Annotated in this window: 17 protein-coding genes; 7 read left to right on the top strand and 10 right to left on the bottom strand. The window is 66.7% G+C overall.

The window, feature by feature from the left end; all coding sequences use genetic code 11:
• Positions 1-167: 167 nt before the first annotated feature.
• Complete coding sequence (rnhB, locus tag IP86_RS20515; RefSeq protein WP_054164283.1) at positions 168-1,073, bottom strand: ribonuclease HII; 906 nt, start codon at positions 1,071-1,073, stop codon at positions 168-170.
• Between the two features lie 181 nt (positions 1,074-1,254).
• Entirely contained in the window at positions 1,255-2,418 is a 1,164-nt protein-coding gene (locus tag IP86_RS20510; protein ID WP_054164282.1) for a PA0069 family radical SAM protein, read from the bottom strand.
• Between the two features lie 181 nt (positions 2,419-2,599).
• Here IP86_RS20510 and IP86_RS20505 point away from each other — a divergent pair, with 181 nt between their 5' ends.
• The 4 genes from IP86_RS20505 (at position 2,600) to IP86_RS20490 (ending at position 6,495) form a co-directional block, all read left to right on the top strand.
• Positions 2,600-3,163: a glycosyltransferase family protein gene (locus tag IP86_RS20505; RefSeq protein ID WP_054164281.1), complete on the top strand. Its 564-nt coding sequence runs from the start codon at positions 2,600-2,602 to the stop codon at positions 3,161-3,163.
• Between the two features lie 160 nt (positions 3,164-3,323).
• Complete coding sequence (locus tag IP86_RS20500) at positions 3,324-4,097, top strand: SAM-dependent methyltransferase (RefSeq protein ID WP_054164280.1); 774 nt, start codon at positions 3,324-3,326, stop codon at positions 4,095-4,097.
• 59 nt (positions 4,098-4,156) lie between these two features.
• On the top strand, positions 4,157-5,506 hold the full coding sequence (locus IP86_RS20495) for an APC family permease (RefSeq protein ID WP_054164279.1): 1,350 nt from the start codon (positions 4,157-4,159) through the stop codon (positions 5,504-5,506).
• A gap of 65 nt (positions 5,507-5,571) precedes the next feature.
• Positions 5,572-6,495 carry a bifunctional helix-turn-helix transcriptional regulator/GNAT family N-acetyltransferase gene (locus tag IP86_RS20490; RefSeq protein WP_054164286.1) on the top strand — a complete coding sequence of 308 codons (924 nt, stop codon included), beginning with the start codon at positions 5,572-5,574 and terminating at the stop codon, positions 6,493-6,495.
• 153 nt (positions 6,496-6,648) lie between these two features.
• Here IP86_RS20490 and IP86_RS20485 read toward each other — a convergent pair whose 3' ends face one another.
• From IP86_RS20485 to ypfJ, 5 genes are all read right to left on the bottom strand, one after another.
• Positions 6,649-7,401 (bottom strand): CoA transferase, encoded by a 753-nt coding sequence (locus tag IP86_RS20485; protein ID WP_054164278.1) that lies wholly within the window; start codon positions 7,399-7,401, stop codon positions 6,649-6,651.
• Positions 7,398-8,216, bottom strand: a complete 819-nt coding sequence (locus IP86_RS20480) for a CoA transferase subunit A (RefSeq protein ID WP_054164285.1) — start codon at positions 8,214-8,216, stop codon at positions 7,398-7,400. Before IP86_RS20480 ends, IP86_RS20485 begins: the two co-directional genes overlap by 4 nt.
• A gap of 109 nt (positions 8,217-8,325) precedes the next feature.
• A complete protein-coding gene (moaB, locus tag IP86_RS20475; RefSeq protein ID WP_054164277.1) occupies positions 8,326-8,874 on the bottom strand; it encodes a molybdenum cofactor biosynthesis protein B in 549 nt (182 codons plus the stop codon).
• Positions 8,875-9,005: 131 nt separating this feature from the next.
• Entirely contained in the window at positions 9,006-9,293 is a 288-nt protein-coding gene (locus tag IP86_RS20470) for a GIY-YIG nuclease family protein (protein WP_054164276.1), read from the bottom strand.
• 107 nt (positions 9,294-9,400) lie between these two features.
• Positions 9,401-10,321, bottom strand: a complete 921-nt coding sequence (ypfJ, locus tag IP86_RS20465; protein WP_054164275.1) for a KPN_02809 family neutral zinc metallopeptidase — start codon at positions 10,319-10,321, stop codon at positions 9,401-9,403.
• Positions 10,322-10,728: 407 nt separating this feature from the next.
• Between ypfJ and IP86_RS20460 the strand changes: the two genes are divergently transcribed.
• Positions 10,729-11,862: a site-specific DNA-methyltransferase gene (locus IP86_RS20460; protein ID WP_054164274.1), complete on the top strand. Its 1,134-nt coding sequence runs from the start codon at positions 10,729-10,731 to the stop codon at positions 11,860-11,862.
• Positions 11,863-12,044: 182 nt separating this feature from the next.
• On the opposite strand, the gene IP86_RS20455 is transcribed toward IP86_RS20460, so the two are convergent.
• From IP86_RS20455 to mutY, 3 genes are all read right to left on the bottom strand, one after another.
• Positions 12,045-13,367: a methyl-accepting chemotaxis protein gene (locus tag IP86_RS20455; protein ID WP_054164273.1), complete on the bottom strand. Its 1,323-nt coding sequence runs from the start codon at positions 13,365-13,367 to the stop codon at positions 12,045-12,047.
• Positions 13,330-13,866, bottom strand: a complete 537-nt coding sequence (locus IP86_RS20450) for a PAS domain-containing protein (protein WP_054164272.1) — start codon at positions 13,864-13,866, stop codon at positions 13,330-13,332. The genes IP86_RS20455 and IP86_RS20450 overlap by 38 nt, the downstream gene beginning before the upstream one ends.
• Before the next feature lie 129 nt (positions 13,867-13,995).
• Positions 13,996-15,114 (bottom strand): A/G-specific adenine glycosylase, encoded by a 1,119-nt coding sequence (gene mutY / locus IP86_RS20445; RefSeq protein ID WP_054164271.1) that lies wholly within the window; start codon positions 15,112-15,114, stop codon positions 13,996-13,998.
• A 28-nt stretch (positions 15,115-15,142) separates the two neighbouring features.
• On the opposite strand from mutY, the gene IP86_RS20440 reads away from it, so the two are divergent.
• Positions 15,143-15,640, top strand: coding sequence for a DUF721 domain-containing protein (locus tag IP86_RS20440; protein WP_054164284.1), 498 nt, complete (start codon positions 15,143-15,145; stop codon positions 15,638-15,640).
• A 133-nt stretch (positions 15,641-15,773) separates the two neighbouring features.
• Positions 15,774-16,451 (top strand): DsbA family protein, encoded by a 678-nt coding sequence (locus tag IP86_RS20435; RefSeq protein ID WP_210168177.1) that lies wholly within the window; start codon positions 15,774-15,776, stop codon positions 16,449-16,451.
• Positions 16,452-17,116 lie beyond the last annotated feature (665 nt).

The following is a 17,116-nucleotide window of genomic DNA, read 5'->3' as shown; positions in this document are numbered from 1 at the left end:
GGGGTGGGGTGGCGAAGAGTTCATCCGCTCTGCCCGCGGCTCACCCCACCCCGGCCTGCATCTCGCTTCGCGAGTTGCAGGCCGACCCTCCCCCTCCAGGGGAGGGTGAAGAGGCGGCGATGCTGTGGCCGACGCTATGTCAAATATGCGAGTGCTCAGACTGGAGCCTACGCCGAAGCGGCGAGGCTGGTCTCCGCGGCCACCTCGAACAGATCGCCGCTGCCGGCGGGCAGCTCGACCGGGATGCCCTCGATCTTGCGCCACGCGGCCGCCACCGGGGCGAAGAAGCGGCGGTGATGGACCGTCGGGCCGAGGCGCGACAACGCGGCGAGGTGCTCCGGCACGCCGTAGCCCTTGTGCGACTCGAAGCCGTAGCCGGGGCATTGCTGCGCCAGCCGGCACATCAGCCGGTCGCGCGTCACCTTGGCGATGATCGAGGCCGCTGCGATCGAGGCGATCAGCCCGTCGCCGCCGATCACCGCCTCGCTCTCGCACCGGGTCGCCAGCCGGTCGCGGCCGTCGACGAAGACATGCTGGGGCAGATCCGGCAGCGCATGCACGGCGCGGGTCAGCGCCCACAACGAGGCGCGCAGGATATTGTCGCGGTTGATCCGCTCCGGCGACGCGCTGACCACCGAGACCTGCGCGGTGGCGCAGATTTCCTCGAACAGTTCCTCGCGGCGCTCGGCGCTCAGCCGCTTGGAATCGTCCAACCCCTTGGGAACGCGCTTGGGATCGAGCACCACCGCCGCCGCGACGACCGGCCCGGCCAGCGGCCCGCGCCCGGCCTCGTCGCAACCCGCGACCGGCCAGATGCCCTTCTTGATCAGCGCCCGCTCGCGCCGAAAACTCGGCGGCGCCACGGCGATCACGCCCTTGCCGAGGCCCTTGGCGGGAAGCGGCTGGGGCCGCGATGCTTTCGCAGCCGAACTCTTCGCGGCGGTGGCCTTCGAGCCAGAAGCTTTAGCCACGACCTTGAGGCCAGCCGCCGGCTCGGCAGCCCGCTTGGTCACTCCGTCGAGCGGCAGGCTGTCGGCTTTGGTCTTGCTGGGCTTTTTGGCGTCACGAATCATGGCGCGATGCTGCGGGCAGGCACCGGCACGCGCAACTGGAAATCCCGCGCCGTGCCCGCAATTCAATGGGAGCATGGTTCCGCGCCTCTTTCGTAGGATGGGTTAAGCGACAGCGAAACCCATCAGGCGGCAATCTGCGGGTTGATGGGTTTCGCCTTCGGCTCAACCCATCCTACAAGGTCTAGAATAAACTCAGCTGCTGCCCGGCCCGCTCGGGCTTGGCGAAATGATCCAGCGTCAGCTTCGAGCGGCGCTTGTTCAGGCCGAGCCGCGCGCAGGCGGTTTCGAAGCGGCGGCCGATCATCCAGGCCATCGGGCCGGTGCCCTTCATCCGCGTCCCCCATTGCGAATCGTAGTCGCGACCGCCACGCATCTCGCGGATCAGCGTGAAGACGTGGCGATAGCGGTCCGGATAGTTGGCCATCAGCCATTCGCGGAACAGGTCGCGGACCTCCAGCGGCAGCCGCAGCATGACGTAGCTGGCTTCCTTGACGCCGGCATGGGCTGCGGCGTCGAGGATGCGCTCGATCTCCATATCGTTGAGCGCCGGAATCACCGGCGCCACCATCACGGTGGTCGGAATGCCGGCGTCGGCGAGCCGCTTCAGCGCCTCGAGCCGCTTGGCCGGCGCCGAAGCGCGCGGCTCCATGGTGCGCGCCAGTTTTGGATCGAGCGACGTCACTGACAGCGCCACTTTGGCGAGCTGGCGCTTGGCCATCCGCGCCAGGATGTCGATGTCGCGGGTGACCAGCGCCGACTTGGTGACGATGCCGACCGGATGCCCGGTCTTCTCCAGCACCTCGAGGATGCCGCGCATGATCTTCCGCTCGCGCTCGATCGGCTGATACGGATCGGTGTTGGTGCCGATCGCGATCATCTTCGGCTCGTATTCGGCGGCGGCGAGTTCCTTCTCGAGCAGTGCCGGCGCGTCCGGCTTGGCGAACAACCGCGACTCGAAATCCAGCCCCGGCGACAGCCCGAGATACGCATGGGTCGGCCGCGCGAAGCAGTACACGCAGCCGTGCTCGCAGCCGCGATACGGATTGATCGAACGGTCGAAGCCGATGTCCGGCGACTCGTTGCGGGTGATGACTTTGCGCGCAGTGTCGACCGCTACCGTGGTCTTGAACGGCGGCAGGTCGTCGAGGCTCTGCCAGCCGTCGTCGAACGCGACCCGCGCCTCGGCTTCATAGCGGCCGCTGTCGTTGGACTGCGCGCCGCGGCCGCGGCGACGTTGCTTGTCGATCGCAACTTCGATCGCGGGGAAAGGGGAAGACGCGCCCACCGGCTCGGAGGGCGCCGTGACCGGCGGGCGCTTGAGGGCACTGCTGGATGCTCTGCTCATGCGATCCAAGATAACTACGCATCAGAACAAATCAAGAACATAATTGTGTCATCCCCGTCAAAGCGTCTGCTTCGGCCCGCGACGACGGCGGCGCCGATCCGGAACGTCAAATCGCGGCTGATTTCACGGCGCCGAGGTGTTAAGCGTGCTCCGCCCGTCGCAATCAGGTCATCCGGCTGACATGCTGAGCGTCATCATCCCCACCGAAGGTATCGAGCGGACCGCTGTCGCCACGCTGGCGGCGCTGGTTCCCGGCGCCGCGGCCGGCGTGATCCGCGAAGTGCTGCTGGTGGACCGTAAGAACGACGGCGTGATCGAACGGGTCGCCGACGTCGCCGGCTGCGGCTTCCTCGCCGTCGAAGGCAGCCGCGCCGCCGCGCTGGCGGAAGGCGCCAAACGCTCGACCTCGCCCTGGCTGATGTTCCTGCATGCCGGCGCGGTGCTCGACTCGGGTTGGATCGAAGAAACCACGCAATTCATTCAGGGCGTCTCGCTGAGCGGCCATCCGCGCGCCGGCATCTTCCGCTATGCGCGTTCGCCCTATGCCGAGCCGAGCTGGGCCGAGACGTTTCGCACGCTGCGCCGTCAGCTCACGGGACCGCGCGCCGATCAGGGCCTGCTGATCGCCCGCGAGCACTACGACAAGCTCGGCGGTCACGACCCGGAGCGCTCCGAAGGCAGGTTGCTGCGCCAGCTCGGCCGGTCGTCGCGCACCCTACTGCGCAGCCGGATCGTGCTCGTCTAAGCAGGATTCCAAACCTCCCTGCTCTCTCCGACTGCAGCGCGGGCGCGCGTCGATAGCACGCGCGTCAAAACGCGGGTGGCAATGCGCCACGCCGCTGCGTTGGATCAGTTGCGGCAGTGCCGTGTTTGGTCGGCGGGCTGACAGACAGGGAAATCACTTCATGCAGCACGCTCTGATCCGTTGCTTCGCCGGTGCCGCCGCCCTCGTATTTGTCGGCGCGACGCCGATCATCGCCCAGACACCGGACGTGCATTACGTGCCGACGCCGCAGGACGTCGTCGATCGCATGCTGGAACTGACCGGGCCGAAGCCGGGCGATTACCTGATTGATCTCGGCTCGGGCGACGGCCGCATTCCGGTCACCGCCGCCAAGCGGTTCGGCATCAACGCCCATGGCGTCGACATCGACCCCGTGCGGATCACCGAGGCGGAAGCCAATGCGCAGCGTGCCGGCGTGCAGGACAAGGTCAAGTTCATCCGCGCCAATCTGTTCGAGACCGAGATCGGCAAAGCCGACATCGTCACACTGTATCTGCTCGAGACCCTGAACGCCAAGCTGCGACCGCGGCTGCTGAACGAACTGCGCCCCGGCACGCGCGTGGTGTCCCACACCTTCTCGATGGGCGACTGGACCGCCGACAAGCACGAGAAAGTCGGCGGGCGCGACGTGTACTTCTGGATCGTGCCCGCACGAGTCGAAGGCGCGTGGCGCCTGCAGAACGGCGAACGCGCGGTCGAGCTGCAACTGAAGCAGACTTATCAGAACGTCACCGCGACCGCGACGGTCGACGGCCAGCCGCTGCCGATCGAGGCCGTCAGCCTGCGCGGCGCGGAGCTCAGCTTCCGGATCGCCGGGCAGGACTATCGCGGCAAGGTGGAGGGCAACGCGCTGGTGCCGTCCGGCGGCGGCGACTGGCGCGCCGAGCGCATCTGATCGCCCCTTCGTCCTCGTCCCACCGGCTGCCGTCACGGCGCCTCACCCGGAGCGCCGTGATGGCAGACACCAACCGGACCGCTGCGCCGCAAGCCACGTTGTCGCCGCTCGACGGCGTCGCGATGATCATCGGCATCGTGGTCGGCATCGGGATCTTCAAGACCCCGTCGCTGGTCGCCGCCAATGTCGGCAGCGAAACCGCGTTCATCGCGCTGTGGCTGGTCGGTGGATTGATCACGCTGGCGGGCGCAATGGTCTATGCCGAACTCGGCGCGCGCTATCCCAGCGCCGGCGGCGAGTACACCTTTCTGGATCGCGGGCTCGGCCGCAACGTCGCGCTGCTGTTCGCGTGGGGACGGATTTCGATCATCCAGACCGGCGCGATCGCCGCGGTGGCGTTCGTGTTCGGCGACTATGCCCAGGCGGTGCAGCCGCTCGGCCGCTATGGCGTCGCGATCTATGCGGTCGCGGCGCTGCTGGCGATGACCGCCGTCAATCTCCGCGGAACGCAGCTGGGCAAGACGGCGCAGAACCTGCTCAGCGGCCTGACCCTGGTGGTGATCCTGCTGATCATGCTGGCGGCCGTGTTGCTCGCACCGGAGCAACCGCCGACGCCGCCGGCGAGCAACGAGACCGGGAGCGCGGCTGGCGGCGCGGCCGGGCTGGCGATGGTGTTCATTCTGCTCACCTACGGCGGCTGGAACGAAGCCGCCTACATCTCGGCCGACGTCCGCAACGGCCGCCGCAACATGATCCGCGTGCTGCTGCTGGGCACGCTGGCGATCACCGCGATCTATCTGCTCACCAACCTCGCCTATCTGCACGTGCTCGGCTTCGAGGCGATGCGAAACTCGCACGCAGTTGCCGCCGACGTGATGCAGCTCGCCGCCGGCGACACCGGCGCGCTGCTGCTCAGCCTCACCGTCTGCCTCGCCGCACTCAGCACGCTCAACGCCTCGATCTTCACCGGCGCGCGGGTGTATTTCGCGCTGGGCTCCGATCTGCCCGCGCTGCGCGCGCTCGGCGCGTGGGATCCGGACGGCAACCATCCGCGCCGCGCCATGCTGATCCAGAGCGGCGTCGCGCTGCTATTGATCGTGTTCGGCGCGATGCAGCGCGACGGCTTTCTGGCGATCGTCGAATACACCGCGCCGGCGTTCTGGCTGTTCATGCTGCTGGTGGGCATCTCGTATTTCATGCTGCGCCGCCGGCTCGGCGGGCCGCGACTGTTGTCGCCGCCGCTATATCCGCTGGTCCCCGGCCTGTTCTGCGCCGCCTGCGCCTATCTGGTCTACGCCAGCCTGATGCACACCGGCCTCGGCGCGCTGGTCGGCGTCGCCGTGCTGCTGGCCGGCGTGCCGCTGATCGCGCTGGCGCGGCGCCGCAGCGCCCTAATGCCGGCAGAGTGAAGGGTTCCAGATAATACTTGCCATTAGCAATTATTTACCTGACAATGGCAACCATCGAGGTTGCCATGTCGCCATCCGTTGCCGCCGACCAGATCGCCGCCGTCCGGGAATTCAACCGGTTCTACACCCGCCATCTCGGCGTGCTGGCCCAGCACCTGATGGACAGCCCGTATTCGCTGACCGAGGCGCGGGTGCTGTACGAGCTGGCGCATCGCGAGGCGCCGCTCGCCAAGGAGATCGGCGCCTCCCTCGGGCTCGACGCCGGCTATCTCAGCCGGATCATGCAGAGCTTTGTCGAGGCCGGACTGGTCAAACGCACCCCGTCCCCGTCCGACCGGCGGCAGCATCTCTTGGCGCTGACCGCCAAGGGCCGCGCCGCCTATGCGGATCTGGAGCGTCGCTCGGTGCGCGATATGGGCGCGATGCTCGCTCAGGTGCCGGAAGCCGAGCGGCCAAGGCTGACGGCGGCGATGGCGACGATCGAGCGGCTGCTCGACGGCCATGCCGCTGCGCCCCCGATCCTGCGTAGCCCGCGGCCCGGCGATATCGGCTGGGTGGTGCAGAGCCACGGCGCATTCTACGCCGCCGAATACGGTTTCGATGCCTCGTTCGAAGCTTTGGTCGCCGAGATCGCCGGGCAATTCCTCGCTTCTTACGATCCCGGCCGCGAGCGCTGCTGGATCGCCGAATACAACGGCGCGCAGGCCGGCTCGCTGTTCCTGGTTCGGGACAGCGACGATGTCGCCAAGCTGCGGCTGCTGCTGGTGACGCCGGAGGCGCGCGGTCATCGGCTCGGCGACAAGCTGCTGAGCGAGGCGATCGGCTTCGCCCGGCAGTGCGGCTATCGCAAGATCACGCTGTGGACGCAGAGCATCCTGATCGCGGCGCGGCGGCTGTATCAGAACGCCGGCTTCGAGCTGGTCGGCTCCGAACCGCATCGCAGCTTCGGCCAGAACCTGATCGGAGAAACCTGGGAGCTGCGGCTGTGAGGCCGCCGCGTCGCGACGAGCCGCGGCGCGTCACCTCCGAGCTGATCGCATTCCACGCCCGGCGTGGACGCGCGCTGCAGCACGCCGCCATTCATGCTACGACGCGCGCGTTGCTGATCGGCCTGCTCGGCGCAGTCCGATGGCTGATCGCCTTCACGCCGCGCGGTCGGCGATCATCGTCTCGACGAATTGCGGATAGCACTCGGAGAGTTCGGAGGTGACGCGGCCGCGCAGCAGCGCCAGCGTCTCGGCATCCGGCTCGGGTGTCGCCGGCACATGCACCGGCGCATCGTAGTCGAAGCCGGTCGCGGCGCGAACATCCTCGGCAGTGTGGCCGCGATGCACGCTGCGCAGGCGGAAGCGCTTCTTGTCCTTGTCGAAGTCGAACAACGCCAGCGAGGTCAGCAGCGCGTGCGGCCCGCCGGTGCGGTAAATGCCTTCGCTTGATCCCGGCGCGCTGACGAAATCGACCTTGTCGACCAGCACCCGCGGCGAATGCTCTTCACGAAACAGGATCACGCGCGGAATCAGATAGTACATATAGGCCGAGCCGAACGAGCCCGGCCAGCGCACCGTGCTGGTCGGATAGTCGCCAGTGCCGACCAGATTGATGTTGGCCTGCCTGTCGATCTGACCGCCGCCGAGGAAGAACGCATCGACGCGGCCCTGTGCGGTGGCGTCGAACAGTTCGAACGAGCCGTTGGTGAAGAAGTTGTGCGCGCGCGAGCCGAGTACGATGACGCGCACCCGCTCCCGGCCGCGCTGCTCGTTGCGGGCGCGGAGCAGCATCGCGCCGGCCGCCGGGATCGGCGACGAGGCGCCGACCGCGACGGTGCGGACGCCATCGAGCAGATCGGCGATGGTGGCGATCAGGATCTCGCGCGTCGTCGCAGGCGTCGTGCTCATGCCACCGCCTCGAAACGCTGGGCGAAGCCTTTCATATAGGCGGCGAAGCCATCGGCCGAGCGTGCCATCTTGGCGTAGCGCGCGACTTCGGCCGTATCGGTGGCGTATTCGCCGGCGAGGCCGATCGGCCAAGCGCCCTGCTTGGCCTCGGCGATGACGCCGACATACAGCGCCGGTAGCACGCCGGCCGCGGAGCGCTCGTCGGCGAGCAGCGAGGTCTCGACGATGCGCTCGACGGTGACCAGCGTGGTCTTTGCCGCATAGGCCATCGCGGCGAGTTCGGCCTGCCGGCCGATTCGCACATTGCCGAAGCGGTCGGCCTCGCGGGCATGAAACAGCGCGACGTCCGGCCGGATCGCCGGCACCACGACGATCGGATCGTCTTCCGCGAACGGATTGTCGATCACCTTCCAGTCCGGCCGCATCTTCAGCACATCGCTGCCGATGATGCCGCGGATCGGCATGAACGGCACGCCCTTCTGGCCGGCGACGAGGCCGGCGAGGATCGCCGGGCAAGTCGCATCCATCATCTTGAACGCGCGGCTGCGAATGCCGTCGGCGAAGCGCGGCGCGCCGCCGGCTTCACCCAGCGTCACCGCGCTGGTCTCGAGCGTGCCGACGCAGCCGGCGCCGATCAGCATATCGGCCTGGATGCCGCTGATCGGGACGCAGACGAGGTGGAGGTTCTTCGGGCGTGCCGCGATGAGCGCGGCGGTCGCGGCCATCGCCGGCCCGGCATTGTCGGCGCCGAGCGCGACCGTCATGCCGTCCTTGATCTCTGCAGCCAGCGCCTCGATCGAAACGATCTCTCCCACCGCATCCTCCAATTTCATCGCGTGGAGTTTTCCGACGCGTGTTGTTGGCGGCGATGGTTTCGCGGCGACCGGTGCCTGTCAAGGCGGCGCCCCGGCGCGCAGCTATGCGTCAGCTCTTGCTGCGGCGCAGATGTTCGTCGAGCCGCGGCATGATCTCGACGAAATTGCAGGGCCGCGTGCGATAATCAAGCTGCGCGGCAAGAATGCCGTCCCAGCCGTCGCGACACGCGCCGGGCGAGCCCGGCAGGCAGAAGATGTAGGTCGCGCCCGCAACGCCCGCGGTGGCGCGCGACTGGATCGTCGAGGTGCCGATCTTGCCGTAGCTCATCATGTGGAAGGCGATCGAGAACCCGTCCATCCGCTTCTCGAACAGCGGCTCGATCGCTTCCGGCGTGACGTCGCGCCCTGTGAACCCCGTGCCGCCCGTGGTGATGATAGCATCGATCGCATCATCGGCGATCCACCGCCGGATGATCGCGCGGATCGCCTCGATATCGTCGGTGACGATCTCCCGCGCCGCGAGAGTATGCCCCGCCGCCATCAGCCGCTCCGCCAACGTCGCCCCCGACTTGTCGTCATCGAGCGAGCGCGTGTCGGAGACGGTGAGGACTGCGATGTTGAGGGGGATGAAGGCCTTGGCTTGCGTGACGGATGCCATTGTCTGTTTCCACCGTCATTGCGAGGAGCGAAGCGACGAAGCAGTCCAGAAACTCAGTGCACGGCGCTGGATTGCTTCGCTGCGCTCGCAATGACGGATGTGTCGAGCGCAGTCAATCGTCGCAACTTTCGTCAGATCAACGTATCGTAAAGGTCGGCCCACACCGGATTCAACCCCTCGATCAAGGCAATCTTCTTGGCACGGCTGCCAGCCTTGATCTGTTTCTCCCGGGTGATCGCCTCAATCATCGTCTCGTGCAATTCGTACCAGACCAGCAGCCGACAGGCGTATTTCTTCGAAAACCCGTCGACCAGACCTTCGCGATGTTCGAAGGCTCGTTTGGGCAGATCGCCGGTCACGCCCGTGTAGAGCGTTCCATTCCGATGGCTGGCAACGATGTAGACGCAGGGTTGTCTCATCTGCCTCTCCCCATCGTCATTGCGAGGAGCGCAGCGACGAAGCAATCCAGAGCGCCGTGCACTGCGCTCCAGGATTGCTTCGCTTCGCTCGCAATGACGAACGTCCGTTAGAGCCTCTCCGCCGCAAACGTATTACATGCCTGCACGGTGCCTTGCTTGTAGCCGGTCATGAACCAGCGTTTGCGCTGTTCGGCGGAGCCGTGGGTGAAGGAGTCGGGGACGACTTCGCGGCCGGCTTTGCGCTGCAGCGTGTCGTCGCCGATCGCGCTTGCGGTGGTCAGCGCGGCGTCGATGTCGCCGTCCTCGAGGAAGTTCGGCCGCTTCTTTTCTTCCTTGTTGACCCACACCCCCGACAGACAGTCGGCCTGCAGTTCGACGCGGACCTGCAACGCGTTGGATTCGGCGCGCGAGCCGGCCTGCTCCTGCAGGCGCGTGACGCGCGGCAGAATGCCGAGCAGGTTCTGCACGTGATGGCCGGCCTCGTGCGCGATGATATAGGCCGCGGTGAAGCGGCAGGCGCTGCCGGAGCAGCCGTGGAATCGCGTCTCGACCTGTTTGAAGAAATTGGTGTCGATGAAAATCTGCTTGTCCGGCGGACAATAGAACGGCCCCATCGCCGCCTGCGCCATGCCGCAGCGGCCGCCATTGGTCGAGTTCCGGAACAGCACGATCTTCGGACCGACATAGGTCTGGCCGCTCGCCTTGAAGATCTCGGTCCAGCGATCGTCGATCTCGCCGAGCACGCCGGAGATCATCTTGCCCATCTCGTCGGTCGGCGCGCCCTGCTTGCCGGGCGAGGAGCGCTCGGTCTGATAGCTTCCGCCACCGCCGCCGGTGAGAATCTCGGCGCCGCCGATCAGCAGACGCGGATCGATGCCGAAGGCCCAGCCGACCAGGCCGAGCACTACGATGGTGCCGATCCCGAGGCCACCGCCGCCCATCGGAAAGCCGAAGCCGCCGCCACCTCCTCCGCCACCGTCGCGCCGGTCGTCGATATTGTCGCTGCGACGGAAATCATCGTCACGCATCAGTCTGTCCTCGGGTCCAAAGCATGGGGCCAACTCGCGGAGTCACGTCGAGTCTCCGCGCCGCACAACCGGCATCACGAAGTTCCGACAATTAGAATTAACCTGCCCGGCAAATATTGCCTAGTGCGCAGATCGGTTGTGGGCGGACGTCGGCAGCGCCGCACGCCAACGCGCGAACGACAGCGAGCCGCTCGCCGTACGCGCCATGCGACGGGAATGATGTGCAAATGTGATCCTCGCCAACAGGAACAACAAACCTTCAACAAACATCCTGAATCCGTAGTCGTTCCAGGCCGACAATTCGATTTCAATTAAGTCGATTTTTACTTTGCCGGGCCAATGTGGCCCCAGTCGGTTGTTTAGTCCCGCGTCTCCGACGGCGTCACATGAGTCAGGTTAGTTGAGTCATGGTTGTGTCGCGTCGCGGGGCGTCTGCAAAGGCGCCCCGCACTCAATTTGAAGTCGAGCCCGTGAGCGAAATCATCGTCGGCGATTGTGTCGCCGAGATGGAAAAGCTTCACGCGAAGTCGGTGGATCTGGTGTTCGCCGATCCGCCCTACAATCTGCAGCTCAAGGGCGCGCTGAAGCGTCCCGACGAGTCGCAAGTCGACGCCGTCGACGATGATTGGGACAAGTTCGATTCCTTCGCCGCCTACGACAACTTCACCCGCGCGTGGCTGCTCGCCGCGCGTCGGATCATGAAGCCGTCGGCGACGATCTGGGTGATCGGCTCGTATCACAATATCTTCCGCGTCGGCGCGATCATGCAGGACCTCGGGTTCTGGCTGCTCAACGACATCGTCTGGCGCAAGACCAATCCGATGCCGAATTTCCGTGGCCGGCGATTCACCAACGCGCACGAGACCATGATCTGGGCGGCGCGCGACGAGAACGCCAAGGGCTACACCTTCAACTACGAGGCGCTGAAGGCCTCCAACGAAGACGTCCAGGCGCGCTCCGACTGGCTGATTCCGCTGTGCACCGGTGACGAACGGCTGAAGGGCCAGGACGGCAAGAAGGTGCACCCGACCCAGAAGCCGGAAGGCCTGCTGGCGCGCGTGCTGCTGAGTTCGTCGAAGCCCGGCGATCTCGTGGTCGATCCGTTCAACGGCACCGGAACCACCGGCGCCGTCGCCAAGCGGCTGCGCCGCAACTACATCGGCTTCGAGCGCGAACGCACTTACGCCGAAGCGGCGCGCGCGCGCATCGATGCGATCGAACCGCTGCCGGAAGACACGCTGAAGCCGTTCCTCACCGCGCGCGAGGCGCCGCGCGTGGCGTTCTCCGAACTGATCGAGCGCGGCATGATCTCGCCCGGCGCCAGGCTGGTCGATTCCAAGAAGCGGCACGGCGCGCTGGTTCGCGCCGACGGCGCCATCATGCTGGGCGACAAGGTCGGCTCGATCCACCGCATCGGCGCCGTGGCGCAAGGTTCTGGCGCCTGCAACGGCTGGACCTTCTGGCACGTCGAAACCAGCCAGGGCCTGCGACTGATCGACGAGCTCCGCGCCGAAGTCCGCAGCGCCATGGCGGCGGGCTGAAGGTCACCACACAAAAGAACTCTCCCCGTCATTGCGAGGAGCCGAAGGCGACGAAGCAAATCCAGCCCGGTGCACGGCGCTGGATTGCTTCGCTTCGCTCGCAATGACGCTCGTGGTGAGTTCGGCTCTTTTACCGAGAGTTCAGCGCTACAGCGCTGCGTGCATCGCTGCGCCAAATCCCGTCACGCTCCACTCTGCCGAATCAGATCCTTGCGCACCTGTCCCAGATAGCCGCGTATCTGGTCGGCCAGGGTTTCCGAATTGGTCGACAGATGGGTCGACGCCGTCATGGTCGATTCGGCGTAGCGCTCGGTGTCGCGTGCATTGGCCGCGATGGTCTGGATGCTGGTGGCGATGTCGCTCACGACCGAAAACGCCTGCTCGATCGTCGAGGCGATGTCGGCGGTCGCATCCGACTGCGCTTCGGCTGCGCCGGCGACCTTGGTGGTGATGCTCTCGACCTCCGTCATGACCGCGCCGATCTCGGTGATCGACTGGCTGACCACATCGGCGGCGCCGTGGACATGATCGACCTGGGCTTCGATCTCGCCGGTGAACTTCGCGGTCTGCTCGGCCAGCGCCTTGACCTCCTGAGCGACGACCGCGAAGCCGCGCCCCGCATCGCCGGCGCGCGCCGCCTCGATCGTGGCGTTCAGCGCCAGCAGGTTGGTCTGGCTGGCGATCGCCTCGATCGACTTCACCACTTCGCTGATTCGCTCGGCGACGCTGCGCAGCGCCGCGACATTGCTGGTCGCTTCCGACACCCGCGCGACCGCGCGGCCGACGATCGCGGCCGAATGCGCCACATCGGAGCCGACCTGCCGCGCGCTCTCCGACAAACCCGCGGTCGCGTCGGCGACGTGCCGCATGTTGCCACTCGCCTGTTCGGACGCCGCCGCGACCGCGGTGAGGCGCTCGCGCGTCGTCGAGGCGCCGCTGGTGAGATGACCGGCGGTTTCGCGCATGTCCTTGGAGTCGGCGTCGAGCGAGCCGACCACGGTGCTGACCGCGTCTTCGAGCTTGCTGGCCTGCTGTTCGAAGCTGAGGATCCGGCTTTCGAGGCTGTCGGTCGCCGCATTGATGGTGTTGGCGCCGCGCAGCAGCGCGCCGTGCAGACCGCCCGGCAGGATGCGGCGGAAGTAACGCCGCTGCTGCACTGCGTCCATCGCGGCGGTCGCCTCGCGCACGAAGGCGTCGCAGCCGTCGATCATGTCGTTGACGGTGAGTACCAGTTCGCCGGTGCGGCCGCCGTCGTCGACGTGCAGCACGCGCGCCTCGAAATCGCCCGCGGCGATGCGCTTGCAGACGTCGCGCGCCTGATCGATCAGCCGCGCCGCTCTGCCGACGCTGAGAAAGCCGATCAACGCCGCCAGAATGACGAAGGCCTGCGCCGCGAAGGCGGACATCGCATAGCCCAGCGCGTGCAGCGCTGCGGCGCAGATCGAGCCGATGATGACGAGGGTGAAGCTAAGCTGCGCTCGCGAGAGCGAACATGAGTTCGTCATAAGAGACCTTCTGGGAAGCAACGAAATCCGTCAGCGCGCGCATGCCGGCCTCGACCGCATCCTTGCCGTTGACGTGGCTCTGCTCGGTCTTGAGCACCTGCGCATAGAGCGGCGCGATCGCGCTGGCGATCACCTTGGGATCGGGCGTGCGACGATTGGAGTGATAGCCGATGATCTTGCCGGCGGAGTCGAACGACGGCGTGACATGCGCGAACACCCAGTAATGATCGCCGCTGCGCGCCATGTTCTTGACGTAGCCGAAGATCTCGCGGCCCGCCGCGATCGTGTCCCAGACCAGGCGAAACACCGCGCGCGGCATGTCGGGATGCCGGATGATGCTGTGCGGCTGCCCGAGCAGTTCGTCTTCGGAATATCCGGCGATGTGGCAGAACGTGCGATTGGCATAGGTGATCCGACCTTTGAGATCGGTCTTCGAAACGATCAGTTCGCCCGGCGGAAAGTACACCTCTTTTCCGGTCGGGCGGATGTTGACGGCCATCGAGTCTCTCCGATGGATGGGGAGAATTTGCCTGTCATTACGATCCGCGATTTAAGGCCTGATTAAAGCACCGAACCGAATACCGCTCGAATGCAACCGACCGGTATTCTTACAGGCGCACGATCGGGATTAGTCGAGCGCGTGCGCCAGCACCTTGCGCATCAGATTCGGCAGCGCTTCATCCGCGAGTGTGGCGATCCTGACCCAGCGCATGCCGGCCGGGGCGCGCGTGCCGCCCGGCGCCTGCGCGGTGTAGACGACGAGTTCGAGCGGGAAATGCGTGAAGACATGCGTGACGACGCCGGGCTTGCGATGCCAGCGCGTGACGCCGGCGATCTGCGGCGCCTGCGCGCGCGCATCGGCATCGCTGTGTCCCGCGTGCCACTCGGAATTCGGCACCTCGGTCATGCCGCCGAGCAGGCCTTTGGCGGCGCGGCTGCGGACTAACACAGCGTCGCCACGCGTCACCACGAAGGCGGCGCCGCGGCGCAGTTCGCCGGTCTTTTTCGGCGCCTTGCGCGGAAACGTTTCGGCATCGCCGCGCAATCGCGCGGTGCAGCTATCCATGAACGGACACAGCGCGCAGGCCGGCTTCTTCGGCGTGCAGATCGTGGCGCCGAGGTCCATCAGCGCCTGCGCGCTGTCGCCGGCGCGCGACGGGCCGAGCAGCGTCTCGGCCAGCGCCTTGATGTGCGGCTTGGCCTTCGGCAATTCCTCCTCGACCGCATAGAGCCGCGACACCACGCGCTCGATATTGCCGTCGACCGGCATGGTGCGGCGGCCGAACGCGATCGCGGCGATCGCCGCAGCCGTATAGGGACCGACGCCGGGCAGCGCGCGCAGGCCCTCTTCCGTGTCGGGAAAACGGCCGCCGTGCTGCGTTGCCACCGCCAAGGCGCAGGCGTGCAGATTGCGGGCGCGCGAGTAGTAGCCGAGACCGGCCCACATCCGCAGCACGTCGTCGAGCGAGGCGGCGCCCAAATCGGCGACGCTCGGCCAGCGCGCCAGGAACTTGGCGAAATACGGACCGACCGCGCGCACCGTGGTTTGCTGCAGCATGATTTCGGAGAGCCACACCGCGTAGGGATCGGCCGGGGTGCCGGCCGGTGGGCGCCATGGCAGGGTGCGGCGATGGCGATCGTACCAGGCGAGCAGGGCGGCGGGTCGGCCGGCCGGGCCGGTCGCGCTGTCGTGCTCTGTGATGACCGGGGATTGTTTCCGCCGCGGCTTGGCGCCTGCTAGACTCATGGCCCGTATCGTCGCAAAGCCGTTCGCTATGAGCAAGCCCGCCCCGATCTACAAACCCGGACCGATCAGCGCCAAGCCGCTAGCCGGCCTGCTCGGCCCGACGCTGAACGAAGCCTTCGCCAAGCAGGGCTTCGCGGCGCGGGAACTCGTGACCCGCTGGGCCGAGATCGCCGGCGCGCAGATCGCCGCGCATTGCGAGCCGCTGAAGATGCAATGGCCGCGGCCGGTCGACGGCCAGCCGCAGGAACCGGCGACGCTGGTGCTGCGGGTCGAGGGCCCGATGGCGCTGGAGATCCAGCATTCGTCCGACCAGATCCTACAGCGGGTCAACCGCTTCTTCGGCTGGAACGCGGTCGGCAAGCTGGCGCTGCGCCAGGCGCCGCTGTCGCGCCGGCCCCGCAAGACGGCGCCGCAGCCGCCGGACCCGAAAGCGGTCGCGCAGGTCGCCGCCGGCCTCGCCGCCGTCGAGGACGAGGAGCTGAAGCTGGCGCTCGCTCGGCTCGGCGCCACGATCAAGCGGAAGTGACGCTTGCGCGAGCGCGCGGATTCCGGCCCGGCATTGCCACAATTGCGGTTTCAAGCTAGCTGACGGGCTTGCGCGGCCCCTCGCCGCCTCCTCTATCCTTGCCTTGAGCGGCGCGCCGCCGCGTTGGAGCACCTTGATGATCACGCGCCGCACCTTCACCGCCGCTCTGTCGCTGACCGGCCTCGCTGCCGTCGCCGGCGTCTCGCCGTTCCGGCTGATCGACGAGGCCTTCGCCCAGAGCACCAAGGCCGCCACCGCCGCCGAGGTCGCCAAGCCGATGTCGCTGCCCGACATGGCGCTCGGCCCGAAGGACGCCGCCGTCACCGTCACCGAATACGCCTCGATGACCTGCTCGCATTGCGCGGCGTTCAACGAGCAGGTGTTTCCCAAGCTGAAGGCCGCCTATATCGACACCGGCAAGATCCGCTACGTGTTCCGGGAATTCCCGCTCGACATCAAGGCCGCGGCCGGCTCGATGCTGGCGCGCTGCATCGCCAAGGACGACGCGCCGAAGTACTTCGCCGTCACCGACCTGCTGTTCAAGACCCAGGCCGAATGGGTGCTCAAGGACACCACCGAACAGCTCAAGCGCATCGGCAAGCAGGCGGGCCTGTCCGCCGCCGAAGTCGAGACCTGCCTGAAGGACCAGGCGCTCTTGGACAAGATCGCCGCCGACCAGAAATACGCCAACGAAGTGCTCAAGGTGAACTCGACCCCGAGCTTCTTCGTCAACGGCGAAATGCTCAAGGGCGAAACCTCGCTGGAAGAATTCGCCAAGCGGATCGATCCGCTGCTGGAGAAGAAGAGCTGAGGTTTCTTCGTTTCCTGCCCTTGGGTGAGTAGGCAGCGCGGGCCGTAGTCCACCATCGTCATTGCCGGGCTTGACCCGGCAATCCATCACCTTCGCAAGACGGCCTTAAGTCAGCGCGCTCACGCGCGCGATGGATGCGCGGGTCAAGCCCGCGCATGACGGGTGTTGGCGGGGATACGGGCTACTTTGGCCTAACTTTTCTTGCGGCGGGGCGGCTCCCTCATCATCCGTCATCCCCGCGAAAGCTGGGATCCAGTATTCCAGAGTGTTGCGGCAAGCGCGCGGCGCACAAACCAGCGCTCTGCAATACTGGGTCGTCCGGTCAAGCCGGACGATGACGTGAGTAGATGGCGCAAGCGCCGTGCTCCACCGCCGACCTCGATCTACGTTTTAAACAGCCACGCGCGATCCTTCTCGCAGCTCCGCTGAGCCCGAGGCATGCACCCGTCGCTTCCCAGCGAGGGGTGGGGGCGCGCCGCGTGGCGCAAAGGTGGTGAGTTTTCGCGATGGCTTCTTGCGAAGTCACCGCGCAACGCCTCGTCGGCGCGCCCACCGCGGCGTGCTCACGGCATCGGCCCGTTCTTCCGGGGACGTGGCCGAAGCGCCTCGGCGCTCCATCCCGGCGGTTGTCCCGCCGTTCGCCTGTCCCCGTCCAGCCGGCATGA

The organism is Rhodopseudomonas sp. AAP120, assembly GCF_001295845.1.
Classification (GTDB): Bacteria; Pseudomonadota; Alphaproteobacteria; order Rhizobiales; family Xanthobacteraceae; genus Rhodopseudomonas.
This window is presented reverse-complemented; position numbering and strand designations above follow the sequence as displayed.